The following is a 26,445-nucleotide window of genomic DNA, read 5'->3' on the forward strand; positions in this document are numbered from 1 at the left end:
CCGCGGCGCTAGGGTGGCTTATGAACATCGATACCATCGACAAGCTGACCCGCGCCGGATTGAACCTGATCCAGCAGGCGCTGTCGATTTTCGACCATGATCTGCGGCTGGCGGTGTGCAACGCGCGCTACCAAGAGATGTTCGAACTGCCCGATGCGCTGGTCACCCCGGGTGCGTGTTTCGAGGATACCATCCGGTTTCTGGTTGAACGCGGCGAATACGGCCCGCAGGATGATCCCGAAGAGGCGATCCGCATCCGCATCGAAATGGCCCGCGCCTTCAAGCCGCATTATATGGAGCGCCAACGCCCGAATGGCCGCTGGGTCTCGGTCGAAGGCGCGCCGCTGACGCAGGGCGGCTGGGTCAGCGTCTATACCGATATCAGCGAGATCAAGCTGCAGGAACGCCTGTTGCGCAGCCGCTCCGAGGAACTCTCGGATCAGGTTTTGACCCATGCCGAGCGTCTGGGAAAGGCCAACCGCGAATTGGCCGCCACCAATGCCGCACTCGAGGAAGCCAAGCGCGAATTAACCGAGATCGAGGCACGCACCCGTCTGGTCACCGAGATGATGCCGGCACATATCGCCCATGTGAACCGCGATCTGGTCTATACCTATTCCAACCGGCGGCTGGCCTCCCTTTTGCCCGGCACCTCGCCCAATATCGTCGGGCTGCATGCTCTGGATGCGCTTGGCCCCGAGACCTATACGCGCATCCTGCCGTTTATGGAGCGCGGGCTGGCCGGTGAAGCCTCGGTCCATGAATTCACCCATGAGGCCAGCGGACGCAGGCTGCGCGCGGCCTTCACCCCCGATCCCGGCATCCCCTCACCGCAGGGGCAAATGCAGGGCGGCGGCATCTATATCCTGTCCACCGATATCACCGAGGAAACGCAGGCCCGCGCGGCGCTGATGCAGACCCGCAAGCGCGAATTGGCCGCGCAGCTCACCTCGGGGCTGGCGCATGATTTCTCCAATCTGCTGACCATTATTTTGGGGCTACAGGGCAAACTGCAGCACCTGCCGGGGTTAGAGCCCGAGGCGCTGGAACTGGTCGGCGCGACGCTGGCCTCGGCGCGGCGCGGTGGCACGCTGTTGCAGCGGATCGGCGAGATTTCCGGCGCCCGTGTGTTGCGTCCCGAACCGACCAACATCGCGCAATTGCTGGAAGAATTGCGCATGGTCACCACGCCGTCGCTGCCCGATTGCACCCTGTTGACCCTCACCGTCGAACCCGGTTTCCAGCCGATGCTGCTGGACCGTGCGGCGGTTTATGACAGTCTTTTGAACCTGATCCTGAACGCCCGCGACGCGATGGGAGCGAGCGGCGGCACCCTGCATCTGATCGCGCGGCGGGTGCGCGATACTTGGCTGGAACTGGCGGTTGAAGACGACGGGCCGGGGTTCAGCGAGGAGGCGCTCAAACGCGCATGGGAGCCGTTTTTCACCACCAAAGGCGGCGAAGGCTCGGGGCTGGGGCTGGCGATGGTCTATGATCAGGCGTCTTTGGCGGGGGGCTCGGTGCGGGTGACCAACCGGCCCGAGGGCGGCGCGCGGGTCACCCTGCGCCTGCCGCTGCAACCGGTCGCCGAGACCGCCGACAGCAAGGCGCATCTGGTGCTTTTGGTCGAGGATAACGCCGAAATCCGCACCTATGTGCGCGAAAGCCTGCTGGCGCTTGGCCATCAGGTGATCGAGGCCGAAAGCGCCGCCGACGCCGACCCGCTTGCGGCGCTGCCCGAGGTTGGCATGGTGCTCTCGGATATCCAATTGCGCGGGCTTGAGACCGGTGTGGCGCTGTTACAGCGGTTGCGCGCGCGGCAACCGGAGCTGCCATTAGGGTTAATGACCTCGCTCCCCGCCTCGGATGCGCTGCGCCGCCGCGCCGCGCAGGAGTTCGATATCCTGCCCAAACCATTTGACGCTGCGGCGCTTGCCCGCTTCATCGCGCGCTGCACCCTTGCCAGTTGCAGCGCCGCGCAATAGGCCTTGAGCATGTCGCAGCCCCATGTTGCCATCCTTGATGACGAAGCCGAAATTCGCCGCATCCTTGCCGATGCGCTGACCGAGGCGGGTTTTCGCACCTCGACCTATTCGCGCGCCACCGAATTCGAAGCGGCGCTGAAACGCACCGCGCCCGATGTCTGTCTGGTGGATCTGGGGCTGCCCGACCGCGACGGATTGGCGCTGGTGCATAGGCTGGCGCTGGAATCCGGCGCGACGATCATCATCATCTCGGGCCGCGCCAATCTCAATGACCGGGTCACCGGGCTGGAGTTGGGCGCCGACGATTACATCATCAAACCCTTCGAGCCCGCCGAGGTCGTCGCCCGCATCCGCGCCCGTCTGCGCAAATCCCGCACCACGCCGGATAACGCCGGTTCGGTGGCCAGTTTCAACGGCTGGCAGGCGCATTTCGACCGCTACCTGCTGATCGGGGATGACGGGGTCGAGGTGCCCTTTAGCCATGCCGAGGGCGAGGTGCTGCGGATGTTTCTTGATGCGCCCAAACGGTTGATTTCACGCACACAAATGCAGGAATCACTGGGCGGCGCTGCGGGCGACAGCTTTGACCGCGCAATGGATGTGCGGATTTCGCGGCTGCGTTCCAAGCTGAATGAAGACCCGAAAAACCCGCGTCTGATCAAGACGATCTATGGCGCGGGTTATATCTTTTTGGGTGATGTCAGCTGGGAGTGAGCCACTCAGAAATAGCCGCGCACCAAAGCGTTGGCGACCAGCGACCAGCCGTCGGCGACGACGAAGAATGCCAGTTTGAACGGCAGCGACACAATCGCCGGCGGCACCATCATCATCCCCATCGACATCAGCACCGCCGCGACCACCAGATCAATGATCAGGAACGGCAGAAAGATCACAAAGCCGACCTCGAAGGCGCGCGCCAGTTCCGACAACAGGAACGAGGGCACCATCACCGACAGCGGCCCGTCGATGGTGAATTCCGGAGGCTCGGGGCGCAGATCGGCCAAACCGGCCCATGTCTGCGGGTCGATCCGGTTGGCCATGAATGTGCGAAACGGCTCGATCGCGCGCGCCATCGCCTCATCCAGCCCGATGGTGCCGGATTGCAAGGGTTCGACCCCCGCGGTCCATGCGGCGGTGAACACCGGCTCCATGATGAAATAGGTTAAGAACAGCGCCAGCGTGGTTAACAACATCCCCGGCGGCGATTGCTGCAAGCCAATCGCCTGCCGCAAGATTGCCAACACGGTCACCAAAAACGGGAAGCAGGTGACCATCATCAACAGCCCGGGCACCAGGCTGAGCAGGGTCATCAGCACCAGCAGTTGCACCGAGCGCACCGCCAGACTGCCCTCATCGCCCAGCGACAGGGTTAATTCCTGCGCCTGTGCCAAAGCCGGCAGCGAGGCCAGCGCGATGAGGGTAAATAGAAAAGCGCTGCGCTTCATTACAGGCCGTTGGACAGATCGGCGACTTCGGTCAACCGCACCGCCATCTGGCCCGCCTGATCGCCGTCAAGCTCCTCAAGCACGCCGCGCGCGATCAGCCGGTCGCCGACATAGAGTTCCACCGGATCCTCGATCCGCCGGTCCAGTTGCAACACGCTGTCACGCTGCAGCCGCAGAAGATCGCGCACCAGAGGTCGGGCGCGGCCCACCGCAACGATGATTTCGATCGGCACTTTGGTAAAGGCGCCATTCGACAGGGTCGCCTCGCCAGCTTGGTTAACGCCGTCACCTGCGGGGCTGTTGGTGGCATGGATATTAGTGTCGGGGGTTTTAGCGGGCGCATGGCTGGTGTCAGGCACGGCGGCTCTCCTCGGTTTGGATTTGATAGAAACGCTCGACCGCGCGCTGGATGGTTTCGGCGGTATGGTTCAGATCGAGGCGCGATTCCGAGGTGCCAAAGGAGAATTCCACCTGCCCCTCTTGCAGATCATCCACCTCGACCACCTCAAGTGGCGGCAGGACCAGCCCGTCAAAGGCTGCCTCGTAAGCCGCGCGGCTGCCGCTGGCGATACGCAGGGTGATCGGCGCCTCTGCCGCGGCATGGGCCAGCGGCAACAGTTGCTCGACGGCCAGCGGCACGATCGACGCGCGGGCGGCGACCGGCAGCACCGCGCCGAGCAGCGCCTCGAACAGCGGTTCAAGCGCTTGCAGCACATGGCCGCGGGCCTCGTGATAGGTGAAATTCAACTGCTCGACCTGACGCGCAATGGCGGCGCGGCGGCTGTTGTCATCCTCTTGGGTTTGGTGCCCGCAATCATCCCAGCCCGCGACATAGCCGCGCTCATAGGCGTTGAGGCGGATCTCTTCGACATCCTCGGGCAGCAGAAACACCGGACTTTCAGGAACATCAACGGTCTCAAAGACTTCGAGCTTAAGCGGTTGCCCCATTAGCGCGGCTCCTCGGGTTCTTCCATCCAGTTGCGCAGGATCTCCAGCGTCTCGTCCTGACGCTCGGCGATCAAGCTGCGCATCCGCTCAACCGGCGACTGCCCTTCCTCTGTATCGGCTGGATTGGCGCCGTGCCCCGCCGCGTCATCCTCGTCAATCTCGCCGGTCAACACCGGACCCGAGACCGCCGCGGCGGTGCCGCCAGCGACGCCGGGCAATAGGTCCATTTCGCTCTGGCGCGGCTGTGGACGCAGCAGCGGGCGCAGCACCACCAGTACCAGAAACAGCACCACCGCGGCCAGAGCCGCGAGGCGGATCAGCCCCATCACATCCAGCCCGAGGCGTTCGATCAGCCCGACACCGGCGGTCGAGCCCTGCGACAGCGCGATTGATTCGAATTCCAGCGAGCGCAATGTGATCACATCGCCGCGCTCTTCATTATAGCCCACCGTCGAGGCGACCAATTCGCGCAGCGCCTCCAGTTCCTCGGCCGGACGTGGCAGCCATTGACTGACGCCGCTGGCATCGACACTGCGCACCCCGTCAATCAACACCGCAACCGACAGGCGCCGGATCGCGCCCGGTCCGCGTTCGACTTCGCGGCTGGTCTGGCTGACCTCCCATGCCACCGATTCGCGGGTGGTGACCTCACGCGATTCCGAGCGTCCGTCGCCGCCCGCCGCATCACCGTCGGGCAGGTTCGAGGCCACCGAGACACCGGCGCCGCGCGAATCGCTGCTTGTGGCATTGCGTTCCTCGGTTTCCTGACTGACTGCGGCGCGCCCATTCGGGTCAATCAACCGTTCAATGATCGTTTCGCGGTCGGTGACGGTCTCGACATTCACCTCGACCACCGCGCGCCCGGGGCCGACCCGCGCCTCGAGCAAACGCTCGATATTGCGGCGCAGCACCTCGGCGCGGTCGCTGCCCTGTGTTGAGGGGGTGCTTTCTTCGCCCATCACCACGCCGCCATTGGAATCAATGATCGCGACGTTTTCGACCTCAAGCCCCGAGACCGCAGCGGCGACCAGAAAGCGGAACGCCTGCGCTTGCGTCTGGGTCAAAGGCGCACCCGCCGTGGTCACGGTGACCGAGGCCGAGGTTTGCTCTACGCGGCGAAACGGCTGCGTCGCCCCCTGCGCCAGATGCACCCGCGCGGCGCGGATATGCGGGCTCGACATGATCGTGCGCGCCAGCTCGCCCTCTTTGGCGCGCCAATAGGCGGCGTCAAACATCTGCGCGGTGGTGCCAAAACCGGTTAACCCGTCCAGCAATTCATAGCCGCTGGCGGAATTCGCCGGCAGGCCCTTGGCCGCCAAGGCCATGCGGATCTCATCGCGCGCCGAAGCGTCGACATAGATCGCATCACCGCGCACCTCATAACGCTGGCCGCGCTGGTCCAATTCCGCAACGACCTCACCCGCGGGCGCCCCGTCAAGCCCGGCGTAGAGCAACGCCATGCTGGGGGCCGTGGCGATCCGTGCCATCACGATCACCGCGGTAAACATTCCCAATGTCGCAGCAACGACAATAATTTTCCGACGCAACTCCAGTGCGTTCCAGACTGATAGCAGCTGATCCAAGTCACTTCCCCTTCGCGGACGTTCTGTCCCGATGGGTGATGTTTGACCGACAGCAATTAACAATCGGTTAGTCACCATGTGCGAAAAGGGAAAAAGACAGACAAAGCGAGAAAAGAATCGGGACTGACATGAGCACTGCGGCAGAAGTTGAACAACCACCTGAGGGTAAATCGAAGAAAGGGCTGATTATCGGGCTTGTGCTGGCTTTGGCGGGGGCCGGCGGCGGGTTCTATGCGATGTATTCCGGCGCGGCGATGTCGCTCTTTGGCGGTGACAGCCAGACTGCCGAGGGTGATTCGGCCACGGCCGCCGCAGATGACGGCCATGGCACCGGCGACAGCGCCGCTCCGGCGCCAAATGCCGTGGGATTCGTTCCGCTTGAGCCGATCACCATCAGCTTGGGGCCGCGCGGCCAATCGCGTCACCTGCGGTTTTCCGCACAGCTAGAGGTCGCGCCCGCGCATGCCGCGGAGGTGCGCCACCTGATGCCGCGGATCATGGATGTGCTCAATATCTACCTGCGCGCGCTCGACCCGCATGAGCTTGAGGAACCGGCCGCCCTGCTGCGGCTGCGCGGGCAGATGCTGCGCCGTGTGCAAATCGTGACCGGACCGGGCTTCGTTAATGACCTGTTGGTCATGGAATTTGTTTTGAATTGAAGGAGTTGGCATGGATTTCCTGTCTGACATTCTGTTAACCACCGCCGCCATCGGTGCCGCCGCCTATTGCTATATATTGTCCAAACGCCTGAAGGCTCTGGCCTCGCTCGAGGGCGGGATGGGCAGCGCGATTGCGGTGCTCTCGGCGCAGGTCGACGATTTGACGAAACTGCTCAACACCGCCAAAAACGCGGCGGGCAACACCGGAAAATCGCTGGAACAACAAAGCGTTCGCGCCGAGGCTGCGGCACAGCGGCTGGAGCTGTTGGTGGCCTCGATGCATGATCTGCCGCCGGCGGATGAGCCTGTGGCCAGTCGCCCACCCGCGGCCCATCCTGCCGAGGCCGATCCGGCACAGGATGAGACTGCCAATACCGCGCGCGCGCGGGTGCGACGGCGTCGCCGTGATAGCGGAGTTGCGGGATGAGCCGGACCTCGAAGACCGCCACGCGCACTCCGATTCTGATGACCCTGGCCGCCTTATTCACCGTGGCGGCGGGGCTGCGTCTGGCAACCGGCCTTAGCGTGGCGCTGGCGCAGGAACCCGCGCCCGCCACCCCCAGTGCCGCCGTCGACCCCGCGCCGCAGCCGGTCTCGGCAACGGCCGATTTGCCCGCGGATATGCTGATCGATCTGCGCCGCCGCGAGGTCAATCTGGCCGCCCGCGAATCGGCGCTGCGCGAGCAGGAAGCCTTGATTGCCGCAGCGCAGCAGCGGCTTGAGGCCCAGCTTCAGGCCCTGCAGACCGCCGAACAGGATCTGGCCGCCACTATGGCTTTGGCCGATACCGCCGCCGAGGATGATCTGGGCCGGTTGGTCAGCGTCTTTGAGGCGATGAAGCCCGAGGAATCCGCCGCTGTTTTCGCCGAAATGGCGCCCGAATTCGCCGCCGGTTTCCTTGGCCGTCTGGCCCCCGAAAGCGCCGCTGCCATCCTTGCCGGTCTTGAGCCGCGACAGGCCTATGGGCTGAGCGCGATTCTGGCCGGACGAAACGCGTTAATTCCTCGGGATTAACCGGGTTCTGGTGACAGTTTTTTAAGCTAACTGCGCCATGCTACATCAAATTTAACTCCGGAGCCCTCTATGATCGGTATAATCGGCATTGTCGTCGTCTTTGTCATGGTGTTTGGCGGCTATCTGGCCGCTGGCGGCAAATTCGGCATCATTCTCCATGCCCTGCCGTTCGAATTAACGATGATTCTCGGTGCCGCAACCGGCGCCTTCCTGATCGCCAACAGTGGCGCCGGGATCAAACAGACGATGAAACACATCGGCAAAGTGTTCAAAGGCGCAACATGGAAACCGGCGGATTACCGCGATCTTCTGTGTCTGTTGTTCGAACTTATCCGGCTGGCGCCGCAGAATCCCGTCGCCCTTGAGGAACATATCGAGGACCCTGAAAGTTCCGAGATATTCGGACGTTACCCGCGGATCCAGCAGGACCATGAGGCGGTGGAACTGATCTGCGACACGCTGCGCTCAATGACGCTCAGCTATGACGATCCGCTGCAGGTTGAAGAGGTGCTCGACAAGCGGATGGAGGCCTCGCTCAACCATGCGCTGCACCCCAGCCATGCGATGCAAACCGTCGCCGATGGCTTGCCCGCCTTGGGTATTGTCGCCGCGGTTCTGGGGGTCATTAAAACCATGGCCGCAATTGACCAGCCGCCCGAGGTTCTGGGCGGATTGATTGGCGGCGCCTTGGTGGGCACGTTTTTGGGCGTGTTTCTGGCTTACGGGTTTGTCGGCCCCTTCTCGGTTAAAATGAAAGCCGTGGTTGAGGATGACAGCCATTTTTACCAATTGATCCGCGAGGTGCTGATTGCGAATCTGCACAATCATCCGGCGAATATGTGCATCGAGGTGGGCCGCCAGAATGCGCCGCATCACGTGCGCCCGACCTATATCGACCTCGAAGAGGCGATGCGCAGCCTCAAACGCGAGGCCGCCTGATGCTTCGCCTTACACCAGCTATTCTTGCGACGCTCTGCGGCGTCTCTTTTGCCAGTATCGGCCACGCGCAGGGGTTTCCGGTCACCACTGGCGAGCATGACGGTTTCACCCGCGTGGTGATCCACGCGCCCCCCGGCACCGGATGGGAGCTGGAAGGCGACGCGCGCGAACAGGTGGTGCGGCTCACGCCGGACACCGCGCAACTCGATATTTCTCGGGTGTTCACCCGCATCGCCCGCACCCGCCTGTCCGAGGTTCAGGCCGAGGCTGGTGCGCTGCGCCTTGATCTTGCCTGCGACTGCGAGCTGCGCTCATGGGAGGAACGGCCCGGCTTGATCGTCATCGACATCGCCGATCCTGCCCCCGATGCCAGCTCGCCCGCCGTCGCGCTTTCGCCCAGTGAACTCCCTGCCGTGGCACTGCCTGCGCCAGAGATCACCGTGCCTGCCCCCGGGTTCTCGGCCAGCGGCATCGGCGAGACCCTCGCCCGCCGCCACATGTCCGAGCGCATCACCATCCCGCCCGAAGCTGCCGAGATGCCGGCCACGGCCGCCGCCGCCTTGACCGCCGAATTGGGCAGCTCTCTGGCCGAGGCGCTGGGGCAAGGCCTGCTGGAAGCGGCGGTCCCGGGCGATACGACGCCGCCGGTGCAACTGCTGGACGCCCCCCATGAGAGCGCCGATCTACCGGCGAATATGCGCGTGACCAATGTCACCCAGCGCCGCGATCCCGATGCCGCGCCCGAGCCGCAGATCGCCGATATCTGCCGCGATGCCGATGCGCTGGCGTTTCTCGAGACCCCGATGATCGAGCCTTTCGGTCAGGTCTATGGCCGCTTGTCGCGCGGTCTTTACGGGGAATTCGACCAACCCGATGCCGAGGTGCGGCGCGGGTTGATCGAACTCTATCTCGCCTCGGGGTTCGGCGCTGAGGCACGGGCGCTGATCGCCAATCACTCCGATCCGGTCTATGGGCGCGAATTGCTGATCGGTCTCGCCGATGTCTTCGAGCGGCGCAATTCCAACTCGCGGATGCGGCTGGCGCAATTGACCGGCTGCGAGGGGCCGGCCTCGGTGATGGCCGTGCTTGCCGGTGCCGCGTCGGAGGATTTGCACAGCGCCGCACCGGCGATTGCGCTGATTTTCACCGGTTTCACCCCCGCGATGCGGGCGATGATCGGGGTCGATCTTGCCAAACGCCTGATCGAGGCTGATGCGGTCGACGCCGCCCGCGTGGTCGTCGGCAGCACGCGGCGCTCTGAATGGGTCGATCCGACGGTTTTGGACCTGATCGACGCGCGTCTGGATCAGGCGCGCGGCTTTTCCGATGTCGCCTTCGCCCGCCTGACCCATGCGCAGTCGCGCGACACCCCCGGCGTGTTGGCGCGGCTGCTTTTGGCGCTGGAAACCGGCAACCGCGCCGACGCCGAGCTATTGGCCACCGCCGAGGCCTTGGCCAGCACCGAGCGCGGCAACGCCGAGGGCATTGAAATCATGGCGGTAATTGTGCGCAGCCATGCGTTTTCGGGCGCTCATGCGGCGGGCTTTGCGGCGCTGGACCGGATCGCCAGTTGGCGGCCCGAACATAGCGAGACCCGCGCACGGATGGGGCAATTGGCGGATGTGATGTGGCTTTCGGTGGCGCAAAAGGCCGATGATCTGTCGTTCATGCAATTGGTGCTGGGCCGCGATGGCTGGCGCGACACGGGCGCGCTGCGGCTGGAAACACGTCAGGCGCTGGCCGCACGGTTTGTGGATCAGGGTCTGGCCAGCACCGCCCTGACATTGGTGCCCGAGGCGCAGGATCACACCTCCGAGATGCTGCGCGCCCGCGCGCATATCGAGTTGGGCGATCCGCAAGCGGCGCTTGAAATCCTGACCGATCGCGACAGCCCCGAGGCCGCATTGCTGCGCGCCCGTGCGCTTGAGGCGCTGGGAGAAAACGCCCGCGCTGCCGAGACCTATGAAGCCTTGAGCCGCGTGCCCGAGGCCACTTCGGCGGCGATTTCCGCCTCGGACTGGCGCCGGCTTGAGCGTTTGACCGCCAGTGATGCGGCGCAGGATGGCCGCTCGCCGCTCGAGGGGATCAGCCGCGCCATCGCGCAGCCGCCCGGGTATCTGGATCAGCCGCTGCCTGCGGTCGCCCCCCCCGTCGGCCCGCAGGATGCGCCCCCTGTGCAAACCGCAGCGGATCAGCCCGAGGAGGCGCCCGAGGTGTTTGATTTCGACAGATTGGGTCTGATCACCCGCAGCGAGACCCTGCTCGGGGAAAGCGCGCGGCTGCGCGATTCGCTGTCGTCATTGCTGCATAGCGCTTCGGTCAGCGAGTGATCGACGCGCCGCCGCGAAACCCAACTCGCGCGGCGCTGTCACGGCGCCGCAGGGTCAGGCGCTGTCGCTACCGGTGAGGGCGGCGGCAAAATCCGCCGGATCAAAGGGCGAGAGGTCGTCGATCTGCTCACCCACCCCGATCGCATGGATCGGCAGCCCGAAGCGGTCGGCCAGCGCCACCAAAACGCCGCCGCGCGCGGTGCCGTCGAGTTTGGTCATCACCAGCCCGCTGACATCCGACATCTGGCGGAACACCTCGACCTGATTGAGCGCGTTCTGCCCCGTCGTCGCATCCAGCACCAGCAGCGTATTATGCGGCGCGGTCTCGTCCTTCTTGCGCAGCACGCGCACGATTTTCGCCAGTTCCTCCATCAGATCGGCGCGGTTTTGCAGCCGTCCGGCGGTGTCGATCATCAAGAGATCATGGCCCTCGGCCTGCGCGCGGGTCAGCGCATCATAGGCCAAGGATGCCGGGTCCGAACCCTCGGGCGCGGTCATCACCGGCACACCGGCGCGCTCGCCCCAGACCTGCAATTGCTCGACCGCGGCGGCGCGGAAGGTGTCGCCCGCGGCGATGATCACCGATTTGCCCGCGGCACGAAATTGCGAGGCCAGTTTGCCGATGGTGGTGGTTTTTCCGGCGCCGTTCACGCCGACCACCAGCACCACCTGCGGGCGTTTGGCATAGATCGGCAAGGGGCGCGCGACCGGCTCCATAATGCGGGTGATCTCATCGGCGAGGGCGGATTTGATCTCGGCGGTGGTCACCCGCCGTCCGAAGCGCGTGGCGGCGATATTGGCGGTGACTTTGAGCGCGGTCTCAACGCCCAGATCGGCCTGCACCAAGAGGTCCTCCAGCTCTTCGATCATATCATCGTCCAGCACCCTGCGCGGCGCCTCGCGGCGGCCGGTCAGCCGCGACAAAAGCGAGGGTTTGGCGCTGGCGGGTTCCGGCACGTCGACAGAAGGTGTCACCACTGGCGGGGCACTTGTCGGCGACGCTGGCACCACGGGTGCCTCGGGTGGCGTCTCCACCTCGGCCTCGGCCTCCGGTTCGGCATCGGCGGCGACTAAGGCGTCCAGCCCCTCATCCAGCTTGGATGACGAGCGGAACATGCGTTCCCTGAGTTTGCCAAGAAAGGACATGCTCGCCCCCTGTTCAATAGCTGTTAGGTTCCCCTTGCAGCTAATCCATGTCAGGAGTTTATGGAAGGGGCGACCGGTTCATCAGTGGTCCGCGCTAACGATGTTTACCTTTGCACTGCAGGATGGTCCTGAACAATGCGCCTTGCCGGTTTCGCCTTTGCTACATTGCTGCCCGCCGTTTTACTTGTGGCGGCGGCGCTTTGGGGCGGTGTCTGGGTCTGGGCGGCGCTGGCGGCGATCACGCTATTCTGGTTGCTGATGGACCGGCTGACGCTCTTGGCCCCCGCAGAGGGTGAATTTCCGGCGGGCGACGGGTTGCTGGCGCTTTTGGGCGTGTTGCAACTGACCCATCTGCCGCTGGCGCTCTGGGCGTTAACCCAGCGGCTACACGGCGTGGAATGGGTCGCCGCGCTGATCGCCTTCGGCCTGTTTTTCGGCCAGATCGGTAATCCGGCGGCGCATGAGTTGATCCACCGCGCCGATAAACGCCTGATGCGGCTGGGGAAAATCATCTATATCGCGTTTCTCTTCGGCCATCACACCTCGGCGCACCGGCTGGTGCACCATGTGCATGTCGGCACCAAGGATGACCCGAATTCGGCGCGCAAAGGGTTGGGGTTCTGGCGGTTTTTGCCGCGCGCCTGGATCGGCAGTTTTCGCGCAGGCCTCGCCGCAGAGCGGTCGATGGTGGCGCGTTCGGGCGGCAAGCGACGCAATCCTTACCCCCTTTATATTGGCGGCGCGCTGCTGGCGCTCACACTCGCCGCGCTGGTCTTTGGCCCCTTCGGATTGCTGATCTATCTGATCCTCGCCGCCCATGCGCAATCGCAACTTCTGGTCTCGGACTATGTGCAGCACTACGGCTTGCGGCGCAAAACCCTGCCCGATGGCCGCATCGAACCCATCGGCACGCAGCACAGTTGGAACGCGGGCGGCTGGTATTCGGCGGCGATGATGCTCAATGCCCCGCGCCATTCCGACCATCACTCCCACCCCGCGCGCCCCTATCCGCAGTTGCGCCTGCCTGCGGATGCGCCGCTTCTGCCCGCGCCTTTGCCGGCGATGGCGGTGCTGGCCTTGGTGCCGCCCCTCTGGCGCCGGGTGATGGACCCGCGGGTGGAATCCATCCGTCTCGCGGCATCGTGAGTGGCGGGTACTGGCCTGCGCGCCCGGCCTCTGCCAGAGTGTGAAAAATTGAAAATGGAGTCGTCGATGCGTGCCCTTTTCCCCGCCGTTCTGGCCCTGACCCTCGCCCTGCCCGCCACCGCGCAAGAGGCAATGGATGCCGAGGCTTTTGACGCCTATACCCAAGGCCGGACGCTGAGTTTCAGCTTTGAAGGCACGCCCTACGGTGTCGAACAATATCTGCCCAACCGCCGCGTGCGCTGGACCTTTATCGGCGACGAATGCCAGGACGGGTTCTGGTATGAGCGCAATTCCAACATCTGTTTTGTCTACGACAACGCCCCCGATAACGAGCAATGCTGGACCTTCACCCGCACCGAAGACGGGTTGCGCGGGGTGTTCCAAGGGCCGGACGGACCGACGACCGAACTCTATGAAGTCGAGCAAAGCACCGCGCCGATGGCCTGTATGGGGCCGGGTGTCGGGGTCTGATTTCGGCCCGCCCGCCGTGCTAGGCGGCGCGCGGGATCAACCGGTGCAGCAGTGACAGACATTGCTCCAACTGCGCAAGCGTGACGAATTCATCCGGCTTATGCGCCTGCGCGATCGAGCCGGGACCGCAGACCACCACATCAACGCCAAGCGTCTGGTAGAGCCCCGCCTCGGTGTTGAAGGCCACCAGATCGGTGTCATTGGCGCCGGTCAATTCCATCACCAGATCGCGGATTTCGTTTTGCTGCATCGGCTCCAGTCCGATCACCTCGCCGATCACCTCGGTTTCGATCTGCGCCTCGGGATGGATGCGCCGCATCGCCGGTAGTAGATCATGCTCGCAAAACGCCGCCAGTTCCGATTTGACGAAATCCGCGTCCGACCAATGCACCGGCCGCATCTCCCAATCCACCCGCGCACGTCCGGGGATCACATTATGCGCCACCCCGCCGACCAGCGCGCCGGTGTTGATCGTGGTCCACGGTGGATCAAAGCGGCTGTCAGGACGGCAGCGCGCGCGCAGTTCATCCTTGAGCGCCAGCAGCCGCGTGACATAGCGCACGGCGAATTCCACCGCATTCACGCCCAGATCCGGCCCCGAGCCATGGCCCTCAAGGCCGGTGAAATAGGTCGAATATTCGCAGCAGCCCTTATGCCCCTCAATGACCCGCATCTCGGTCGGCTCGCCAAGCAGCGCCATGGCGGGCGTCAAACCACGTTCGCGCAGCATCGCCACCAGCGCGCCGCCGCCCAGACAGCCGACCTCCTCGTCATAGGTAAAGGCGAAATGGATCGGGCGTTTGGGATTGGCGGCGGCGAAATGCGGGGCCATCGCCACCGTCGCGGCGATAAAACCCTTCATGTCGCAGGTGCCGCGTCCGTATAGAGCGCCGTCGCGCTCGTCCATCAGGAAGGGATCGCTGGCCCAAACCTGCTCGGCCGCGGGCACCACATCGGAATGCCCCGAGAGCACCAGCCCGCCGTCGCCCTCGGGCCCGATTGTTGCCCAAAGATTGGCCTTGGCGCCGGTGGGATCGGTCAGCATTTCCACCCGCGCGCCTGCGGTTTCCAGCCGGTCGGCCAGATAGCCGATCATCGCCAGATTGCTGTCCCATGACACCGTCGGATAGGAAATCAAATCGCCCAGAATTGCGCGGGTTTCGGAAAGATCAGTCATATCGGCCTCTTATCACTTGCCGCGCAGGATGGCAGAGGGGGCGCGAAACGGCTAGAAGGAAAGCGACGCGTCAGGGATCAAGGCAGACGATGCACAGACTGGACGAGAGAGATATCGCGATCCTCAGGGCGCTGGCCGAGGACGGGCGGATCACCAAAACCGCCCTCGCGGCGCGTGTCGGGTTGACGCCGACGCCGTGTTGGGAGCGGCTGGCGAAACTGGAGAAATCCGGTCTGATCGAGGGCTATGGCGCGCGGTTCAACCTGCGCAAACTCGGCGCCTCGATGACCGTCTTTGTCGTCGTTGAACTAGCTGACCATACGGCAGCGAGTTTTCGCGCATTCGAGGCGGCGGTGCAGCGCTATGACGAGGTCACCGGCTGCTGGGCTCTGGGCGGGGGCTATGATTACCTGATGCAGGTGATCACCAAAGATATAGAGAGCTATCAGTCACTTATGGATGCGATGCTCGAGGCCAAACTCGGGGTCTCGCGGTATTTCAGCTATATTGTCACCAAGCCGGTGAAATCCCAATCCGCCCCGCCTTTCGAATTGCTGACCGGCAGTTGAAACCTGTGGTCTCGCGCCGTTTTGCCAGAGGAATTCTCTGCAATCGGGCGTGATTTTGGCCCCAACACCGGCCCGATTCAGGTCAATTTGTCCGCAAGCCAGGTGACCAGAAAGGGCCGGACAGTGACCACGCAATTCGCCGCCGCATTACACGACCCCACGCTATTGCGCAGCGCCGCCTTCATTGGCGGGCAGTGGCAAGACGGGCACAGCGGCGCGGAATTTGCCGTCACCGATCCCGCCAGCGGCGCGCGCATCGCCTCGGTGGCCAGCCTCACCGCAGAGGAGAGCGCGCAGGCGGTGGATGTGGCGCAGCGGGCGTTTGACGCTTGGGCCGCGATGCTGCCGCAAGAGCGCGCGACGATCCTGCGCCGCTGGTTTGATCTGATGTTAACCCATCGTGAAGATCTGGCGCGTATTATGGTCGCCGAGCAGGGCAAACCCCTCACCGAGGCGCGCGGCGAAATTGATTATGCCGCGTCATTTGTCGAATTTTACGCAGAGGAGTCGAAACGCCCGAATATCGAAGGCATCACCAGCCATCTGCCCGACGCCGAGGTGGAACTCTGGTTGGAACCCGTTGGCGTGGTGGCGCTGATTACGCCGTGGAACTTCCCCGCCGCGATGCTCACCCGCAAGGCCGCGGCGGCTTTGGCGGCGGGCTGCACGGTGGTTGCGCATCCCTCGTCGGAAACGCCCTTGTCGGCGCTGGCGCTTGCCGATCTGGCGGCGCGCGCCGGCGTGCCGGCGGGGGTATTCAATGTGGTGACCGGCGCGCCCGCAACGGTGGTGACGCCTTGGACCAAGGATGCGCGGGTGCGGGCGCTGTCGTTTACCGGCTCCACCGAGGTCGGGCGGATGCTCTATGCGCAATCGGCGCCGACGATCAAACGGCTGACGCTGGAACTGGGCGGCCATGCGCCGGTGATCATCTTCAAAGGCGCCGATCTCGAGCGCGCGGTCTCCGAGACGCTCAAGGCCAAGTTCGCCACCAGTGGGCAGGACTGCCTTGGCGCCAACCGCATCTATATCGAGCGCCCGATCTACGCGGCTTTTGTCGAGAAGTTCACCGAAGCCACACGCGCCCTGTCTCTCGGGCGCGGCATGGATGATCCCGATATCGGGCCGTTGATGAATGAAGCTGCCGTCGCCAAGCAAGAGGCGCATGTCCGCGATGCGCTGGCCAAAGGCGCGCGGCTGATGTGCGGCGGTGCCCGCGATGCGCTGGGGCCGCTGTTCTACCAGCCGACGGTTCTGGCCGATGTGCCCGAGGATGCGGCAATCATGCGGGAGGAAACTTTCGGGCCGGTCGCCCCCCTCGCCGCGTTTGACACAGAGGCCGAGGTCACCGCCCGCGCCAATGCCACGGAATACGGGCTGGTCGCCTATCTCCACAGTCAGGATCCGCGCCGCATCTACCGGATGACACGCGCGCTGCAATTCGGCATGGTGGCGGTCAACCGCACCAAAGTCACCGGCGCGCCGATCCCCTTTGGCGGGGTCAAACAATCCGGCTTGGGCCGCGAAGGCGCGCGGCTCGGGATGGAAGAATTTATGGAAATCAAATACGTCTGCCGGGATTGGGCCTGAGCAGCACTGGAAAGGACCAAGCTATGATAGCCAACGATCAACTCGCACAATGGGACCGCGAGAATTTCTTTCACCCCTCGACCCATCTGGCGCAATTTGATCGCGGCGAGGCGCCGCAGCGGATCATCACCGGCGGCGAAGGCAGCCATATCATCGACCGCGACGGCAACCGGCTGCTCGATGGGTTTGCCGGTCTCTACTGCGTGAACGCCGGTTACGGGCGCAAGGAAATCACCGAAGCGATCGCCAAACAGGCCGATGAACTGGCCTATTTCCATTCCTACGCTGGTCATGGCACCGAGGCCTCGATCACCCTGTCGAAAATGGTGATGGACCGCGCGCCCGAGGGCATGGCGCGGGTGTATTTCGGGCTGGGTGGTTCGGATGCGAATGAGACCAACATCAAATTGGTGTGGTATTACAATAACATCCGCGGGCTGCCCGAGAAGAAGAAGATCATCAGCCGCTGGCGGGGCTATCACGGCTCGGGGCTGATGAGCGGCTCGCTGACCGGTCTGGAACTGTTCCACAAGAAATTCGATCTGCCGCTGAGCAATATCGTGCATACCGAGGCGCCGTTCTATTACCGCCGCCCCGAGGCCGATATGTCCGAGGCGGATTTCACCGCCTATCTGATCCGCGAACTCGAGGCGCTGATCGAGCGCGAAGGCCCCGAGACCATCGCCGCTTTCATCGGTGAGCCGGTTCTGGGCACCGGTGGCATCGTGCCGCCGCCCGAGGGCTATTGGGAGGGGGTGCAGGAGGTTCTGGCGCGCCATGATATCCTGATGATCGCAGATGAGGTGATCACCGGATTTGGCCGTCTGGGCAGTATGTTCGGCTCGGACCACTACGGGATCAAGCCGGATTTGATCACTATTGCCAAAGGGTTAACCTCGGCCTATGCGCCCCTCTCCGGCTCGATTGTCGGGCAGCGGATGTGGGATGTTCTGTGTCAGGGCACCGATGAGCATGGGGTGTTTGGCCACGGCTGGACCTATTCCGCGCATCCGATTGGCGCGGCGGCGGGGGTGGCGAACCTCAAACTGATCGACGAGCTGGGGCTGGTTGAGAACGCCACCACGGTCGGCGCGCATCTGCGCAGGGCGATGACCGAGGCGGTCGGCGATCATGTGAATGTCGGCGAGGTGCGTGGCGAGGGGATGCTCTGCGCGGTGGAACTGACCAGCGACCGCGCGACACGGGCGAGTTTCGACCCGATGGGCAGTGTCGCGCCGAAAGTGGTGGCGGCGATGCTCAAACGCGGGGTGATTGCGCGCGCGATGCCGCAGGCCGATATGCTGGGCTTCGCGCCGCCGCTGTGCCTGACCACCGAGGAGGCCGATCATATCGCCGCGGTTACTGCAGAGTCGCTGAAGGAAGTGCTGGGGTAAGAACCGCGTTTTCGCGAGGTATTTCAACCCTCTGGCCCGGCGGCACCGCCGGGCCGCGCCCGACCCTCCCCCCGGGAGGGCACATGGCGATGTCATACACCGCGCAGACGACATAGATGCTTTTGAGGGCAGTCAGTTGTGGAGAGAGAGCAAGCGCCCACCCAGGGTCGGGCGCGACCCTTTGCGCTATGCTCATGACGGCGCCAATTTAACAGACTGTCCAACAAAAAAACGCCCGCTCACTCAAGAGCGGGCGTTTCAATCCATCCAACCGCTTACTGCGGGTTGCGGATCACACGGGTGAACCCGTCGAAAATCTCGCCATTCGCCGCGATCATACTGCCCGAGGCGACCGGATCATGCCCCTCGCGGATCGGCGCGATAAAGCCCCCTGCCTCGCGCACAATCAGCGCACCGGCGGCAACATCCCAAGCGTTCAAACCACGCTCCCAATAGCCGTCATAGCGGCCCGCCGCGACATAGGCGAGGTCAAGCGAGGCCGCGCCCCAGCGCCGCACACCGGCACAGACCGGCATCAACCGCGCCAGATCCTGCAGGGTTGCGGGCAGCGTCGGGCGACCGGCAAAGGGAACACCGGTGGCGAAAATACAGTCGATCATCCGGCTGCGCCCCGAGACCCGCAGGCGCATGTCGTTCATATAGGCGCCAAGGCCCTTTTCGGCATAGAACAGCTCGGATTTCGCGGCATCGAAGACCACGCCCGAGATAATCTCGCCCTTATGTTCCAGCGCAATCGACACCGCCCAATGCGGCAGACCGTGCAGGAAATTCGTCGTGCCATCGAGCGGATCAACAATCCAGCGGCGGGTCGGGTCGGTGCCTTCGATCTCGCCGGTTTCCTCGCCCAGCCAACCGTAGTTGGGGCGCGCCTCCATCAGGTCTTCTTTGATGATCCGCTCGGCCTCGCGGTCGGCGCGGGTGACAAAATCGCCCGGCCCTTTCGAGGAGACCTGCAGATTTTCGACTTCGCGAAAGTCTTTAACCAAGGCGCGCCCGGCTTTGCGTGCGGCTTTGATCATCAGATTGAGGTTGGCGCTTCCTTGCATCTCTGCGGCTCCGGTTTGAACAGTCTGCGGCCATACGGGAAAGGCGGCAAAAAGGAAAGACCTGGCGGGTGCCAAGCCATGTGATTGGGTCAGAAACGGGTTAACGGGTGGCGTTGCGCGCCCGATCCCCCGCGGATTACTTCTCGCGCGCGGCTTTCTCGGCGATCCCCGAGACACCAGCGCGGCGCGCGAGTTCCGCCTCGATATCCGCCAATGCGACATCCCGCGCGGCGCACATCACCAGCAAATGAAACAACACATCGGCTGCCTCCGAGGTCAGCCGCGCGCGGTCGCCCTTGACCGCCTCGATCACCGCCTCAATCGCCTCTTCGCCGAATTTCTCGGCGCATTTCTCGGGGCCCTTGGCCAGCAGCTTTGCGGTCCATGAGCCATCGGGATCGGCGGATTTGCGCGCTTCAATCGTCGCGGCGAGGGTTTCGAGCGCGCTCATGCCAGCCTCACCGGGATACCGGCGGCAGCCATATGGGCCTTGGCCTCGCCAATCGTATAGGTGCCGAAATGAAAGATCGACGCCGCCAGCACCGCCGAGGCATGGCCTTCGGTCACGCCCTCAACCAAGTGATCCAAAGTGCCGACCCCGCCCGAGGCGATCACCGGAATTTCCACCGCATCGGCGACCGCGCGGGTCAGCGGCAGGTTAAAGCCGGATTTGGTGCCGTCACGGTCCATCGAGGTGAGCAGGATCTCGCCCGCGCCCTTGGCCGCCATATCGCGGGCGAATTCCACCGCGTCGATGCCGGTCGGTTTGCGCCCGCCATGGGTGAAAATCTCCCATTTGCCGGGCGCCACGGTCTTCGCGTCAATCGCTACGACAATGCATTGCGAGCCGAATCGATCCGCCGCCTCGGCCACCACATCGGGATTGGCCACCGCCGCCGAGTTGAACGAGACCTTGTCGGCCCCCGCCAGTAACAGCGCGCGCACGTCCAAATGGCTGCGCACCCCGCCGCCCACGGTCAGCGGCATAAAGCAATGTTCGGCGGTGCGCGTCACCAGATCGAACATCGTGCCGCGGTTTTCATGGGTGGCGTGGATGTCGAGAAAGCACAATTCATCGGCGCCCGCCGCGTCATAGGCTTTGGCGGCCTCGACCGGGTCGCCCGCGTCGATCAGATCGACGAAATTGACGCCTTTGACGACGCGGCCATCGGCGACATCGAGACAGGGAATGATACGGGTTTTCAGCATTGGCAGGCTCCTTGCCCCTTCCCTAGCGCCTGCGGGCCGCGGCGAAAAGGGGCGTTAGCGGTCGCGGGCGCGGCGCAAAAGCGCGGCCAGCGCCAGAGCAATCGCCAGCGCGAACCCTGCCAGCGCTGCCGGAGCGGTCAAAAACATCAGCCAGTTCAAGCCGTTAAGCGTGGTCAATGGGCCGCCGATATCCGCCCCGAAGACCACACAGGGCTGCGGAAAGGCGGTGTTGAGCGGGCAATCGGCCAGCGCCGAGAGCATCTGCGCGCAGGCAATCCCGATCACCGGCGCAAGCCCGATGAGGATCAACACCACCGCCAATATCCACGCCCAGCGCATTGCCACCTCTCTTGTCGCAGCTCACGGGGTCGCCAATGCGGCCCGATCCGGCGCGACTCTGCCGCAGTGCAGCGGGAATGCAAAGCCAACATTATGTGACTGCGCAAAGCCCCGCCGACGCTCTTGCGGGTTTGCGTTGCGCGCCCTGCAGGGGTAGGAAACGGCATGAAGATTTTGCACCTTCCGCTTCTCATGCTGCTTGCCGCCTGCGCCTCGGGCCAGCCCGCCCGCACGCCCGCGCCGCAAGACCGTATCGCCGCCGAATGCGCCCTGCTTGACCAAGCCGCGGCACAGATGGGTGCCGCAGGGCAACCCGCGGATGACGGTCTGACCGAGGGTTGCCCCGGCACCACCGCCACCGACAGCCGCCCCCTATCGCAGCAATCCGCCGCCACGCGCGCCGCTGTTGCCGCCGCTTTGCCTGCGGGCGTCGAAGCCGGAAGCCGCGCTGAACTGGTGTTTCGCCGGATGATCACCCGCGGTGTGCCGCTCTCAATGGCCAGCGCATTGACCAGCAGTGAGGCGTTTGCCGCCGCCAGCCGATAGGCCCCAGCCGCAACGCAGGTCTGGACACCGGAGGCCGCGCGCGTCAATTTGGCAGAAATCAACACAAGGCTTTGATCATGGCTCGCAATCTGGCTCCGCCCCCGACCCCCGCAACGCTTGTGCCGATCTCTTTGGTGCTTTTGCTGTTTTTCGGCATCCTCGGCGCCGATTACATCCTTGAACGTTTCGCCTTGGGCGATCCCGACTGGCCCGCGCTGATGCGCACCCTGCCGCTCGAGGCGGTCTGGCTCAAGGTCGCTTGGGCGATGACCGTCTGGCTGGGCGTGGCGGCGGCGTTCTTCTTGCTGATCCGCGACAATGCCTCGGTCTTGCTGTTCTTTGCGGCGATGATCGCGGCGCTGGTGCTTTCCGCCGGGCTCTATGCCACCCCCGCCGCCGCGACCGCCCTGCCCATGGGCGCGGTGCTGGCCACATTGGTCATTGTGCCCGGTCTGGGATGGATTTACGCGCGGGCCCTTAACCGCAAGCATCTGTTGCACTAAGTCCTCCGTCGTCACGGCGCATCACCGCCGCCGGACCCAAGGAACAAGATAAGGAAACTGCGCATGATCCGCCGCAATCTGGCCGAAGCCATTGGCAACACCCCCCTGATCCGCCTGCGCCGCGCCAGTGAGGAAACCGGCTGCGAAATTCTGGGCAAGGCCGAATTTCTTAACCCCGGTCAGTCGGTCAAGGACCGCGCGGCGCTGTTCATCATCCGTGACGCGGTGGCGCGCGGCGAGCTGAAGCCGGGCGGCACGATTGTCGAAGGCACTGCGGGCAACACCGGCATCGGGCTGGCCTTGGTTGGCGCCTCGATGGGGTTCAAGACGGTGATCGTGATCCCCGAGACGCAAAGCCAGGAAAAGAAGGATATGCTGCGGCTGGCGGGTGCTGAACTGGTCGAAGTCCCCGCCGCGCCCTATTCAAATCCCAACAATTACGTGCGTTATTCGGGCCGTTTGGCGGCAGAACTTGCACAAACCGAACCTAACGGCGCGATCTGGGCCAACCAGTTCGATAATGTGGCCAACCGGCAAGCACATATCGAAACCACCGGTCCCGAGATCTGGTCGCAGACCGGCGGCAAGGTCGATGCCTTTACCTGTGCGGTCGGCTCGGGCGGCACTTTGGCCGGTGTCGGCATGGCGCTGCAGTCCAAAGGCGTGAAAATCGCGCTGGCCGATCCCGAGGGCGCGGGGTTGCTGAAGCTCTACACCGGCGAGGAAAACCCCGGCAACTCGATCACCGAGGGCATCGGACAGGGCCGGATCACCGCCAATCTTGAGGGGTTCACCCCCGATCACGCCTTCCGTATCCCCGATGCCGAGGCGCTGCAGGTGACCTTTGATCTGCTCGAGCATGAGGGGCTCTGCCTTGGCGGTTCCTCGGGCGTCAATGTCGCCGGCGCGATCCGTCTGGCGCGCGAAATGGGACCGGGGCACACGATTGTCACGGTGCTTTGCGACTACGGCACGCGCTATCAGTCCAAATTGTTCAACCCCGAGTTCCTGCGCGCCAAGAACCTGCCGGTTCCCGCCTGGATGGACCGCGCGCCGCGCAATCTGCCTGATCCCAAAGAAGGGTAAACCTCTGTAATGTCGGCGTTTCTGACCCATCGCAATCGCGGCTTCATCGCTCCGGTGCTGGCGCTCGTGCCGGTTATCGCGCTTCTTTTTGCGGCGCTGATCGCCCTATCGGCGCCCGCCTCTGCGCAAACCCCCGAGAGTGACGGGCCCAATTACACCGTCTGGAATGCGCTGGCGGCGCTGGCCGAGCAGACCCTCGACAGCGGCGATGCCACCGAGGCGATGCTCAGTTCTCTGCGCGCCGAAGTGGTGGAAATGCGCACCGCTTTCCTGAGTGCGAAAACCGCGCAGCAGGACCGTATCGCGGCAATCCGCGAACAGATCGCCGCGCTGGGCCCTGCGCCCGAGGAAGGCCAGACCGAGGCCAGTGAGATCACCGCAAGGCGCAATGAACTCAACACCTCTCTGGCGGCGCGCGAGGCGCCGCTTCTGGCTGCCGATGAGGCCTTTACCCGCGCCGACGGGATCATTCGTTCAATCGACCGCGAATTGCGCAACCGGCAGGCCGATGCGCTGCTGCAATTCGGCCCGACGCCGCTCAATCCGACGATCTGGCTCGAGGGGGTCGATGCGCTGGTCACCTCGGCGCTAACGGTGAACGCAGAGGTGCAGAACGCCTGGAATGATCCGGTCAGCTATGCCGAGATGATCACCGATCTTCCGATCACGCTGGGCGCTTTGGCACTGGCGGCGCTGTTGCTGCTGCGCGGGCGGGGCTGGATGGAGCAACTGACCACGCAACTGCTGTTCAGCACCCGCATTCTACGCGGCCGCACGGTGGTGGCGTTTTTCGTCTCGCTGTCGCAGCTTCTGGTCGCTTTTGCCGGTCTGTTCCTCTTGACCACCGCGATCTCGCTGACCCGGATGACCGGCCCGACGCTGGATGCGGTCAATCAGGCGCTGGTGCCCGCCGGTATGGCGATTTTCGTCGCCCGCTGGCTGTCGCTGCAACTGTTTCCGATCCATGACACCCAGCGCTATGCGATCAATCTGGGCGCCGCCGACCGCCGTTCGGCGCGCACGCAGGCGCTGATCCTCGGCCTGTTGATGGGCATCCAGACGCTCTATACCGCCTTTGTCGCCCCCGACACCCAGACTGCCGCCGCGCAGGCGGTGATCATGTTCCCGCTGATCGTGCTGGTCTCGCTGGCGCTGCTGCGTTTCGCCCGGGTGATCCTGCGCCATGAGCCGCGTCAGGTCACCGTCGAGGGGCTGACCACCGATGCAACGCCCTTCTTTGACCGTATCCTGCGGCTCGGCGGGCGCTTTGTCACCGGCCTCGCGATTGCCGCGCCTCTGCTCGGCGCCGCGGGCTATATGACCGCCGCACAGGCGATTGCCTTTCCCGCCGTCGCCTCGCTGGGGCTGATCGCGCTGGTGATGGTGGTGCATAAGCTGATCACCGCGGTCTATGTCGCGATTGTCGGCGATGAGGACCGCGCCAGCGACGGGCTGGTTCCGGCGCTGGCCGGTCTGGCGCTATCGCTGCTGGCGCTGCCGCCGCTGGCGCTGATCTGGGGCGCACGCGCCACCGATCTTTGGGAAATCTGGGCGCGGTTCAGCGAGGGTGTGAGCCTTGGCGAGACGCGGCTGTCGCCGACCAGCATCCTGTGGTTCTTTGTCGCCTTCGCCATCGGCTATCTGATGACCCGCGCGCTGCAAGGCGCCTTGGGCACCTCGGTGCTGCCGAAAACCAAGATGGAGAAAGGCGCGCAGAAAGCCATCGTCTCGGGCGTCGGCTATGTCGGGATCACCGCCGCCGCGCTGGCGGCGTTTTCCACCGCCGGTATCGACCTTTCGGGTCTGGCGATTGTCGCCGGTGCGCTCTCGGTCGGGATCGGTTTCGGCTTGCAGAACATCGTGTCGAATTTTGTCTCGGGGATCATCCTGTTGATCGAACGTCCGGTCTCCGAGGGCGATTGGGTCGAGGTCGGCGCCACCTCCGGCACCATCGAGCGGATCTCGGTGCGCTCGACGGTAATCCAGAGCTTCAACCGCTCGAAAGTGATCGTGCCCAACGCCGATCTGATCTCGGGCGCGGTGACCAATTACACCAAATCCTCGACCACCGGCCGCTTGATCGTTCCGGTCGGCGTGGCCTACGGCAGCGACACCCGCAAGGTCGCGCAGATCCTGCAGGAAATCGCCGAAAGCGAGCCTTTGGTGACCACCAACCCGCCGCCCTCGGTGCTGTTTCGCGGCTTTGGCGCGGATTCGATGGATTTCGAGATCCGCGCGATCCTGCGCGACGTGAATTACATCATGTCAGTGGCCTCCGAGATCAACCACAAGATCGCCGCGCGGTTCAAAGCCGAAGAGATCGAGATCCCCTACGCCCAGCGCGATATCTGGCTGCGCAACCCCGAGGCGCTGGCGCCGCCTGCCCTGCCCGCGGGTGGCGATGAGGTCACGGGTGAAGAGATCGCGCCACCACCGCCGATGGATCCGGCGCTCAACAGCCCCGAAGACCTTGACCCTGATTTTCCGGACAGCCCAAGATGACCCAGCCCGCCTATCAGTCCGACGCCTATGCGCAAAGCTGCACCACCACGGTCACCCGCCACAGCGAGATTGGCGGTGACAGCGGCGGCGTGGTGGTTGCGGCCTCGGTCTTCTATCCCAGCGGCGGCGGCCAGCCCGGCGACAGCGGCAGGCTGACTTGGGACGGCGGCGCGGCTGAGGTCACGGACACCCGCAAGGACGGCGATGATATCGCGCTGATCCTCGCCGCCGGGGCCGACCTGCCGCCCGTTGGTGCTGCGGTGACCATGACCCTCGACTGGTCCCGCCGCCACCGGCATATGCGCATCCATACCGCGCTGCACCTGCTGTCGGTGGTCATTCCGCTGCCGGTCACCGGCGGCGCGATCACTGCCGAAAAGGGGCGGCTTGATTTCGATATGGTGGATGCGCCCGAGGACAAACAGCAGATTGAAGACGCGCTTAACGCGCTGGTCGCGCGTGATCTGGCGATTAGTGAAAGCTGGATCACGGATGCCGAACTGGCGGCCAATCCGGGTCTGGTAAAAACCATGTCGGTGCGCCCGCCCACGGGTCAGGGCCGCGTGCGGCTGGTGCGGATCGGCAGCGAGACCGAACAGATCGACCTGCAACCCTGCGGCGGCACCCATGTGCGCTCGACCGGCGAGATCGGCCGTCTGCGCCTTGGCAAGATCGAGAAGAAAGGCAAACAAAACCGCCGCGTCTCGATCCATTTCGCCGATTAACCCTAACGCCAATTAACCTTAACACCCCCTCATCTGTCCAAAAATATCCTGGGGGTGAGGCCGCAGGCCGAG

At 64.2% G+C, this 26,445-nt stretch carries 27 protein-coding genes; 17 read left to right on the plus strand and 10 right to left on the minus strand.

Annotated features, from left to right (window positions below):
• Positions 1 to 20 precede the first annotated feature (20 nt).
• Positions 21 to 1,985: a hybrid sensor histidine kinase/response regulator gene (locus DDE20_RS03345; protein WP_116556995.1), complete on the plus strand. Its 1,965-nt coding sequence runs from the start codon at positions 21 to 23 to the stop codon at positions 1,983 to 1,985.
• Between the two features lie 9 nt (positions 1,986 to 1,994).
• Complete coding sequence (locus DDE20_RS03350; RefSeq protein WP_116556996.1) at positions 1,995 to 2,699, plus strand: response regulator transcription factor; 705 nt, start codon at positions 1,995 to 1,997, stop codon at positions 2,697 to 2,699.
• Positions 2,700 to 2,704: 5 nt separating this feature from the next.
• Here DDE20_RS03350 and fliP read toward each other — a convergent pair whose 3' ends face one another.
• From fliP to fliF, 4 genes are all read right to left on the minus strand, one after another.
• Positions 2,705 to 3,430, minus strand: coding sequence for a flagellar type III secretion system pore protein FliP (gene fliP, locus DDE20_RS03355; RefSeq protein WP_116556997.1), 726 nt, complete (start codon positions 3,428 to 3,430; stop codon positions 2,705 to 2,707).
• Positions 3,430 to 3,687: a FliM/FliN family flagellar motor switch protein gene (locus DDE20_RS03360; protein WP_116557249.1), complete on the minus strand. Its 258-nt coding sequence runs from the start codon at positions 3,685 to 3,687 to the stop codon at positions 3,430 to 3,432. The genes fliP and DDE20_RS03360 overlap by 1 nt, the downstream gene beginning before the upstream one ends.
• A 94-nt stretch (positions 3,688 to 3,781) precedes the next feature.
• Positions 3,782 to 4,378 (minus strand): flagellar biosynthesis protein, encoded by a 597-nt coding sequence (locus DDE20_RS03365; RefSeq protein ID WP_116556998.1) that lies wholly within the window; start codon positions 4,376 to 4,378, stop codon positions 3,782 to 3,784.
• Entirely contained in the window at positions 4,378 to 6,039 is a 1,662-nt protein-coding gene (gene fliF / locus DDE20_RS03370) for a flagellar basal-body MS-ring/collar protein FliF (protein WP_165814406.1), read from the minus strand. Before fliF ends, DDE20_RS03365 begins: the two co-directional genes overlap by 1 nt.
• A 50-nt stretch (positions 6,040 to 6,089) precedes the next feature.
• On the opposite strand from fliF, the gene DDE20_RS03375 reads away from it, so the two are divergent.
• From DDE20_RS03375 to DDE20_RS03395, 5 genes are all read left to right on the plus strand, one after another.
• Positions 6,090 to 6,620, plus strand: coding sequence for a flagellar basal body-associated FliL family protein (locus DDE20_RS03375; protein WP_116557000.1), 531 nt, complete (start codon positions 6,090 to 6,092; stop codon positions 6,618 to 6,620).
• A 10-nt stretch (positions 6,621 to 6,630) separates the two neighbouring features.
• Positions 6,631 to 7,047 carry a hypothetical protein gene (locus DDE20_RS03380; protein WP_205961608.1) on the plus strand — a complete coding sequence of 139 codons (417 nt, stop codon included), beginning with the start codon at positions 6,631 to 6,633 and terminating at the stop codon, positions 7,045 to 7,047.
• A complete protein-coding gene (locus tag DDE20_RS03385) occupies positions 7,044 to 7,634 on the plus strand; it encodes a MotE family protein (protein ID WP_240607825.1) in 591 nt (196 codons plus the stop codon). The genes DDE20_RS03380 and DDE20_RS03385 overlap by 4 nt, the downstream gene beginning before the upstream one ends.
• A gap of 69 nt (positions 7,635 to 7,703) precedes the next feature.
• Positions 7,704 to 8,573, plus strand: a complete 870-nt coding sequence (gene motA, locus DDE20_RS03390; protein WP_116557001.1) for a flagellar motor stator protein MotA — start codon at positions 7,704 to 7,706, stop codon at positions 8,571 to 8,573.
• Positions 8,573 to 10,903, plus strand: coding sequence for a tetratricopeptide repeat protein (locus DDE20_RS03395; RefSeq protein WP_116557002.1), 2,331 nt, complete (start codon positions 8,573 to 8,575; stop codon positions 10,901 to 10,903). Before motA ends, DDE20_RS03395 begins: the two co-directional genes overlap by 1 nt.
• Before the next feature lie 54 nt (positions 10,904 to 10,957).
• Here DDE20_RS03395 and ftsY read toward each other — a convergent pair whose 3' ends face one another.
• Positions 10,958 to 12,049: a signal recognition particle-docking protein FtsY gene (ftsY, locus tag DDE20_RS03400; protein ID WP_116557003.1), complete on the minus strand. Its 1,092-nt coding sequence runs from the start codon at positions 12,047 to 12,049 to the stop codon at positions 10,958 to 10,960.
• A 135-nt stretch (positions 12,050 to 12,184) separates the two neighbouring features.
• Here ftsY and DDE20_RS03405 point away from each other — a divergent pair, with 135 nt between their 5' ends.
• Positions 12,185 to 13,195 (plus strand): alkane 1-monooxygenase, encoded by a 1,011-nt coding sequence (locus tag DDE20_RS03405; RefSeq protein ID WP_116557004.1) that lies wholly within the window; start codon positions 12,185 to 12,187, stop codon positions 13,193 to 13,195.
• Positions 13,196 to 13,261: 66 nt separating this feature from the next.
• Positions 13,262 to 13,666, plus strand: a complete 405-nt coding sequence (locus DDE20_RS03410) for a hypothetical protein (RefSeq protein WP_116557005.1) — start codon at positions 13,262 to 13,264, stop codon at positions 13,664 to 13,666.
• Positions 13,667 to 13,685: 19 nt separating this feature from the next.
• Here DDE20_RS03410 and argE read toward each other — a convergent pair whose 3' ends face one another.
• A complete protein-coding gene (gene argE, locus DDE20_RS03415; protein WP_116557006.1) occupies positions 13,686 to 14,843 on the minus strand; it encodes an acetylornithine deacetylase in 1,158 nt (385 codons plus the stop codon).
• A gap of 89 nt (positions 14,844 to 14,932) precedes the next feature.
• Here argE and DDE20_RS03420 point away from each other — a divergent pair, with 89 nt between their 5' ends.
• The 3 genes from DDE20_RS03420 to DDE20_RS03430 all read left to right on the plus strand — a co-directional run bounded on the left by DDE20_RS03420 (position 14,933) and on the right by DDE20_RS03430 (position 18,396).
• Positions 14,933 to 15,412 (plus strand): Lrp/AsnC family transcriptional regulator, encoded by a 480-nt coding sequence (locus DDE20_RS03420; protein ID WP_116557007.1) that lies wholly within the window; start codon positions 14,933 to 14,935, stop codon positions 15,410 to 15,412.
• Positions 15,413 to 15,535: 123 nt separating this feature from the next.
• On the plus strand, positions 15,536 to 17,002 hold the full coding sequence (locus DDE20_RS03425) for an NAD-dependent succinate-semialdehyde dehydrogenase (RefSeq protein WP_116557008.1): 1,467 nt from the start codon (positions 15,536 to 15,538) through the stop codon (positions 17,000 to 17,002).
• A 23-nt stretch (positions 17,003 to 17,025) separates the two neighbouring features.
• The gene (locus DDE20_RS03430; protein WP_116557009.1) at positions 17,026 to 18,396 is read left to right on the plus strand and encodes an aminotransferase; all 1,371 of its coding nucleotides are present in this window, start codon (positions 17,026 to 17,028) and stop codon (positions 18,394 to 18,396) included.
• Positions 18,397 to 18,671: 275 nt separating this feature from the next.
• Here DDE20_RS03430 and DDE20_RS03435 read toward each other — a convergent pair whose 3' ends face one another.
• The 4 genes from DDE20_RS03435 to DDE20_RS03450 form a co-directional block, all read right to left on the minus strand.
• Positions 18,672 to 19,463 carry an inositol monophosphatase family protein gene (locus DDE20_RS03435; protein WP_116557010.1) on the minus strand — a complete coding sequence of 264 codons (792 nt, stop codon included), beginning with the start codon at positions 19,461 to 19,463 and terminating at the stop codon, positions 18,672 to 18,674.
• A gap of 136 nt (positions 19,464 to 19,599) precedes the next feature.
• Positions 19,600 to 19,914, minus strand: coding sequence for a phosphoribosyl-ATP diphosphatase (locus tag DDE20_RS03440; protein WP_116557011.1), 315 nt, complete (start codon positions 19,912 to 19,914; stop codon positions 19,600 to 19,602).
• Positions 19,911 to 20,672 (minus strand): imidazole glycerol phosphate synthase subunit HisF, encoded by a 762-nt coding sequence (hisF, locus tag DDE20_RS03445; protein ID WP_116557012.1) that lies wholly within the window; start codon positions 20,670 to 20,672, stop codon positions 19,911 to 19,913. Before hisF ends, DDE20_RS03440 begins: the two co-directional genes overlap by 4 nt.
• Positions 20,673 to 20,726: 54 nt before the next feature.
• A complete protein-coding gene (locus DDE20_RS03450) occupies positions 20,727 to 21,011 on the minus strand; it encodes a hypothetical protein (protein ID WP_116557013.1) in 285 nt (94 codons plus the stop codon).
• A 165-nt stretch (positions 21,012 to 21,176) separates the two neighbouring features.
• On the opposite strand from DDE20_RS03450, the gene DDE20_RS03455 reads away from it, so the two are divergent.
• From DDE20_RS03455 to DDE20_RS03475, 5 genes are all read left to right on the plus strand, one after another.
• On the plus strand, positions 21,177 to 21,557 hold the full coding sequence (locus DDE20_RS03455) for a hypothetical protein (RefSeq protein ID WP_116557014.1): 381 nt from the start codon (positions 21,177 to 21,179) through the stop codon (positions 21,555 to 21,557).
• Positions 21,558 to 21,634: 77 nt separating this feature from the next.
• Positions 21,635 to 22,060 carry a hypothetical protein gene (locus DDE20_RS03460; protein WP_116557015.1) on the plus strand — a complete coding sequence of 142 codons (426 nt, stop codon included), beginning with the start codon at positions 21,635 to 21,637 and terminating at the stop codon, positions 22,058 to 22,060.
• 63 nt (positions 22,061 to 22,123) lie between these two features.
• Positions 22,124 to 23,146 carry a cysteine synthase A gene (locus DDE20_RS03465; RefSeq protein ID WP_116557016.1) on the plus strand — a complete coding sequence of 341 codons (1,023 nt, stop codon included), beginning with the start codon at positions 22,124 to 22,126 and terminating at the stop codon, positions 23,144 to 23,146.
• A 9-nt stretch (positions 23,147 to 23,155) separates the two neighbouring features.
• A complete protein-coding gene (locus tag DDE20_RS03470; protein ID WP_116557017.1) occupies positions 23,156 to 25,648 on the plus strand; it encodes a DUF3772 domain-containing protein in 2,493 nt (830 codons plus the stop codon).
• Positions 25,645 to 26,373, plus strand: coding sequence for an alanyl-tRNA editing protein (locus DDE20_RS03475; protein WP_116557018.1), 729 nt, complete (start codon positions 25,645 to 25,647; stop codon positions 26,371 to 26,373). The genes DDE20_RS03470 and DDE20_RS03475 overlap by 4 nt, the downstream gene beginning before the upstream one ends.
• The last annotated feature ends 72 nt before the right edge of the window (positions 26,374 to 26,445 follow it).

The organism is Pararhodobacter oceanensis (assembly GCF_003076755.1).
GTDB lineage: Bacteria > Pseudomonadota > Alphaproteobacteria > Rhodobacterales > Rhodobacteraceae > Pararhodobacter > Pararhodobacter oceanensis.